At 73.1% G+C, this 5,001-nt stretch carries 6 protein-coding genes; 1 reads left to right on the top strand and 5 read right to left on the bottom strand.

The genetic code is table 11. The annotated features are described in order from the left end of the window. Nucleotides 1-201: 201 nt before the first annotated feature. From tatC to EAD96_RS00785, 5 genes are all read right to left on the bottom strand, one after another. Nucleotides 202-1,155, bottom strand: a complete 954-nt coding sequence (gene tatC / locus EAD96_RS00765) for a twin-arginine translocase subunit TatC (RefSeq protein WP_121682911.1) — start codon at nucleotides 1,153-1,155, stop codon at nucleotides 202-204. Between the two features lie 21 nt (nucleotides 1,156-1,176). Then, nucleotides 1,177-1,509: a Sec-independent protein translocase subunit TatA gene (tatA, locus tag EAD96_RS00770; RefSeq protein ID WP_120570072.1), complete on the bottom strand. Its 333-nt coding sequence runs from the start codon at nucleotides 1,507-1,509 to the stop codon at nucleotides 1,177-1,179. Nucleotides 1,510-1,726: 217 nt separating this feature from the next. Then, on the bottom strand, nucleotides 1,727-1,975 hold the full coding sequence (locus EAD96_RS00775) for a hypothetical protein (protein WP_120570073.1): 249 nt from the start codon (nucleotides 1,973-1,975) through the stop codon (nucleotides 1,727-1,729). 10 nt (nucleotides 1,976-1,985) lie between these two features. Further along, entirely contained in the window at nucleotides 1,986-2,993 is a 1,008-nt protein-coding gene (locus EAD96_RS00780) for a YafY family protein (RefSeq protein WP_120570074.1), read from the bottom strand. Beyond that, a complete protein-coding gene (locus EAD96_RS00785) occupies nucleotides 2,990-3,988 on the bottom strand; it encodes a YafY family protein (protein WP_121682912.1) in 999 nt (332 codons plus the stop codon). Before EAD96_RS00785 ends, EAD96_RS00780 begins: the two co-directional genes overlap by 4 nt. 104 nt (nucleotides 3,989-4,092) lie before the next feature. On the opposite strand from EAD96_RS00785, the gene EAD96_RS00790 reads away from it, so the two are divergent. After that, on the top strand, nucleotides 4,093-5,001 hold a 909-nt coding region (locus tag EAD96_RS00790), incomplete at its 3' end, for a cation diffusion facilitator family transporter (protein ID WP_121682913.1).

The raw sequence follows: 5,001 nt of genomic DNA on the forward strand, positions 1-5,001 counted from the left end.
GTCCCCGGCCCGCGCCCCCGGCGATCTTGCAGTTTCGGCCCGGGCAAAGTGCGGATTTCCGGCATCCGAGGGGCACCAAGTCCAAGATCGACGCAGGGCGGGGTGTCTGCGCGTCCTCGGAAGGGCGGCGCGGGGCGGGTGCGGAGACGCGGACGCCGTCCCCGTGGAGCGGGGACGGCGTCCGGAGGCGAGCAGGACCGGTCAGGTCATGTCGTCGTAGCGGCGTTCGATCGGCTTCGGGGCGACGATCGGCTCGGGTGCGCCGATCGGCTCGGACGCCTCGATCCGGCCGCCGGTGGGCACCGGCTCGTCCGACAGGTCCAGCGGTGACACCTCGTCGTCGGCGATGCCGGCGTAGGCCTCACGCCCGCGACCGCGCCGCCTGTCGTTGAGGAACGCCACCCCCACCGCGGCGAAGTAGAGCGCGCAGAGGCAGATCGCCAGCGCGGTCATGCCGAACGGGTCGGGCGTCGGCGTGACCACCGCGGAGAACGCGAAGAACACGAACACCGCCACCCGCCACCAGCTCAGCAGCCGCTTGGCGCTGGCCATGCCGACGAAGTTGAGCATCAGCACGATCAACGGGAACTCGAAGGCCACCCCGAACAGCAGAATCAGGTTCGTGACGAACCCGACGTAGCGGGTGATGTCGAGCGTGGTGGTGACGTCGCCGCCGCCGGAGACGTTGAGCAGGAACTCCAGCCCTTTGGACGTGACGAAGTACGCCAGGACCGCGCCGGCGGCGAACAGCGGGGCCGCCAGCGCGGTGAAGAAGTACGCGTACCGCCGCTCGTGCCGGTGCAGGCCCGGCGCGATGAACGCCCAGAGCTGGTAGAGCCAGATCGGCGCGGCGATGATCAGGCCGACCCAGAGGGCCACCTTCATCTGCAGCAGGAACAGGTCGGCGGGACCGAGCTGGACGAAGTTGCAGTTGCCGTCGATCAACCGCGCCTTGGGCAGGTCGCAGTAGGGCTTCTGCAGGATGTGCAGCACCGGCCCGGACAGCCACACGCCGAAGCCGAAGCCGACCAGGATCGCCAGCGACGCCCGGAACAGCCGGTTACGCAGCTCACGGATGTGCTCCATGAGCGTCATCGAGCCGTCGGCGGCCCGCGCGAAGTTGCTCGGGCCACGCTTCTTCAACCCGAAGGCCACGGTGATTGAGGCCCTCTCGGATCAGTTCTCGCGGACGCGCTGCACCGGGTCGGCCGGCGGGGCCACGGGCTGCTGCGGCTGCGGCGCGTACGGCTGCTGGGCGTACTGCTGCTGGCCCTGGACGTACGGCTGCCCCTGCACCGGCTGCTGCGGCTGGAGCGGCTGGTAGCCGGCCTGTGCGTCGGCCTTCTCGGCGAGATCGCGGTCGTCGTCGTGCAGGCTCTTGGTCTCGGCCTTGATGATCCGCAGCGAGCGGCCCAGCGAGCGGGCCGCGTCGGGGAGCCGCTTCGCGCCGAACAGCAGGATCAGCACGACCACGAGTACGGCGATGTGCCACGGCTTGAGGGCACCCATGGGAAGCTCCAGTCGCTCTGTGTCGGTGAGGGGTGGGTCGTCGCCCATCGTACGTGTGTCGCAGCGGCTTGCCACCCCCGCGGGCCTGCCGGTGCGGGCCCGATCGGTGAAGTTTCGACCAACCCGAAGTGTCCCGTCAACCGTCCAGGTCCGCGCATTTCTGCGCGTAACCACCCGGGAACGCGCAGACGACGCTCACCGCGCCCATCGCCGTCGATCAGTCACCGCGCTTGGCCTTGATCAACGTGATCCGCTCCTGCGCGACAGCAGCCCGCTCCTGGAGCGACTCGGCCCGCGCCTGCAACTGCTCGGCGGCCGCACGCAGCGACTCGGCCTCGACCGCCCGGCGCTGCAACGCCAGCGCGGAACGGCGCAGCCCGGGCAGGCGGCTCACCACCGGACGGATCGCCAGGGCCAGTACGACCAGCGCGAACACCACGACCCCGAGCACGATCCACGTCACCACGGCGGTCAGCCTATCGGGTGCCGCCGACGGCCGCCGGGTCGGCGCTGCCGGCCGGGGTGGCGTACGCGTCGAGCGCGGCCACGGCCTGGGCGCGGACCTGCTCGGCCAGCTCGGCCGGGGCCACGACGGTCACCTCCGGGCCCAGCCCGAGCACGAACCGCCGGGCCCACCCGAGGTCGGTGACGCGCAACGACACCAGCCACTGCTCGCCGTCGGCCTCGACCCGCTCGCACGGATAATATTCGGTGATCCACCGCTCACCCCGGCCGATCCGCAGCGTGATCAGCGGCAGGTCGGCCGACGGGCTGAACACGCCGTCGCTGAGATCGTGCGGGCGGGCCTGCGGCGGCACCACCGCCTGCTCCGGCAGCTCGGTCACCGCGTCGATCCGGTCGGCCCGGAACAGCCGCACCCCCTCGGCGCGGCGGCACCACGCCTCCACGTACGCCCGGCCGCCGACCATCAGCATCCGCAGCGGGTCGATGGTGCGTTCGGTGGTCTCGTCCCGGGCCGGGGTGTAGTAGGTGATCCGCAGCGCCCGGCCGCGCTCGACGGCGGCGCGCAGCTCGCGTACCCGGGCGGAGTCGCCGGGCAGGCGGACCTCGACCGGCGCGCCGGCCAGGTCGCCGGCCGCGTTCTCGATCTTGGCGAGTGCCCGCTCGACCGCCTCCCGGTTGGCCACGCCCGGCGTCTCGGCGATCATCCGCAACGCCACCACCAGCGCCAGCGCCTCGTCCGGGGTGAGCCGCAGCGGGCGGTCGATCCCGGCGTCGTAGGTGATCGTCACCCGGTCACCGTCGAACGCCATGTCGATCAGGTCACCGGGACCGTAGCCGGGCAGCCCGCACACCCAGAGCAGCTCCAGGTCCTCCCGGAGCTGCTTCTCGGTCACCCCGAGGTCGTGCGCCGCCTCGGCGATCTCGATGCCGGGGCGGGCCAGCAGGTAGGGCACCAGGTTGAGCAGCCGGGCCAGCCGGTCGGCGGAGGCACGGCCCGCGCGGGCCGCCGGGCGGGTCACCGGGCACCCCCGGTCACGGCCAGCTCGTCGTGCCGGGCGGCGACCTCCTTGAGCCGCTGGATGACCGCCTCCCGTACCTCCGGTGGCTCCAGCACGCGGACGTCCGGGCCGTACCCGACGATCTGGCCGGCCAGGTAGTCGGCGTCGGCGTACGGCAGCACCAGCCGGTCACCGTCGGGGCCGGCCTGGCACTCGACGGCCCAGCGGCGCAGCCCGGCGGCGCGGCCGGGGGTGGCCAGCACCGTGGCCCGGCCGGTGCGCTCCACCGGCCCGGACCAGCGGGCCACGTGGCTGATCAGGTCGACGCCGGCGGGCGGCTCGTAGGCGCCCGGCTCGCCGGTCGCCCGGACGGTGCCGACCACCCGGGACAACCGGAAGCAGCGGGTCGCGTCGCGGTCGAGGTCGTGGCCGACGACGTACCACCGGCCGCGCCAGCAGACCACGCCCCACGGCTGCACCCGGCGGCGGGTGGGCGCGTCCCGATCCGGGACGCGGTAGTCGAAGGTGACCTCGCGCCGGTCCCGCGCGGCGGCGGTGAGCGGCGCGAACGCCGGGTCGACGGTGACCATCGGCTCCAGGCCCAGCGTGGCCTGCGGGTCGACGTCGATGCCGGCGGCGCGCAGCTTCGCCAGCCCCGACGACGCGGCGGCGGCCAGCCCGGCGTGCTGCCACAGCCGGGCGGCGATGCCCACGGCGGCGGCCTCGTCCGGTTCGAGCGGGATGTCGGGCAACGCGTACGCGCGCGGCGCGATCCGGTAGCCCGGCTCGGCGTCGAAGACGCTCGCCGTGCCGGTCTCCAGCGGCACGCCCAGCTCACGCAGCTCGGCCTTGTCGCGCTCGAACTTGCGCTGGAACGCCTCGTGGTCCTTGGCGTCGTCCGGGTCGTGCTCGTAGCCGGGCACGGTCGCGGCGATCTGCGCGGCGGTCAGGAAGCGTCGCGTCGACAGCAGGCAGATCACCAGGTTGACCAGGCGTTCGGTACGGGTCCGGGACACGCCCAAACGCTAGCAGCCCGCGCGTCCGGCGCGGGCACCCGCGCGGCGCGGCGCGGGGGTCTTCCCACCCGGCGGCGGGCATCGACCGGTCATAGGGTGATCGCATGGCGGAACCGGAGGTCGAGAGCGAGAGCGTCGGCACCGTCGTGGTGGCCGGCGCGGCGAACCTCGCCATCGCAGTCGCGAAGCTGGTCGCGGGCCTGATCTCGGGTTCCGCGGCGATGCTCTCCGAGGCCGCCCACTCGCTCGCCGACACCACCACCGAGGTGCTGCTCTACCTGGCGCTGCGCCGCGGCGCGCGGCCCGCCGACACCCGGCACCCCTTCGGGTACGGCAAGGAGAGCTACGTCTGGGCGTTCCTCGCCGCGCTGTTCACCTTCGTCGCCGGGGCGGGCTTCGCCATCACGCACGGCGTGACCACCATCCTGGTGCACGAGCACAGCGGCGAGTACCTCGTCGCGTACGTGGTGCTGGCGGTCTCCTTCGCGATCGAGTCGGTGTCGCTGGCCCGGGCGGTCCGGCAGGTGCGCGGCGAGTCGCGCCGCTGGGGCACCACCCCGCGCCGCTACCTGCGCCTGACCGCCGACACCACGGTCAAGGCGGTCTTCCTGGAGGACAGCGCCGCGCTGATCGGCCTGCTGATCGCCGCCGGCGGGCTCACCCTTTCGCACCTGACCGGCGACGAGCTGTACGACGGGATCGCCTCGATCCTCATCGGCGTGCTGCTGCTGGTCGTCGCCGCCGTGCTGGCGCGCAGCAACATCTCGCTGCTGGTCGGCCGCTCCGTGTCCGACCGGCTGCACCGGCGCATCGAGCGGGAACTGGCGGACGTGCCGACGGTGGACCGGATCGACACGCTGATGACCATGTTCCTCGGCCCCGACGACATCCTCGTCGCCGCCAAGGTCGACTTCCGCGACGACGCCACCGGCGCCGACATCGAGGCCGCCGCCGACGAGGCCGAACGCCGGCTCACCGGGCACTTCCCGGAGATCGCGTACGTCTTCCTGGAC

Source organism: Micromonospora sp. BL1, from assembly GCF_003667485.1.
Lineage (GTDB): Bacteria > Actinomycetota > Actinomycetes > Mycobacteriales > Micromonosporaceae > Micromonospora > Micromonospora tulbaghiae.

Coding starts and splice junctions, on each gene's coding strand:
- tatA (WP_120570072.1), bottom strand. CDS start 1,509: ATGGGTGCCCTCAAGCCGTGGCACATCGCCGTACTCGTGGTCGTGCTG.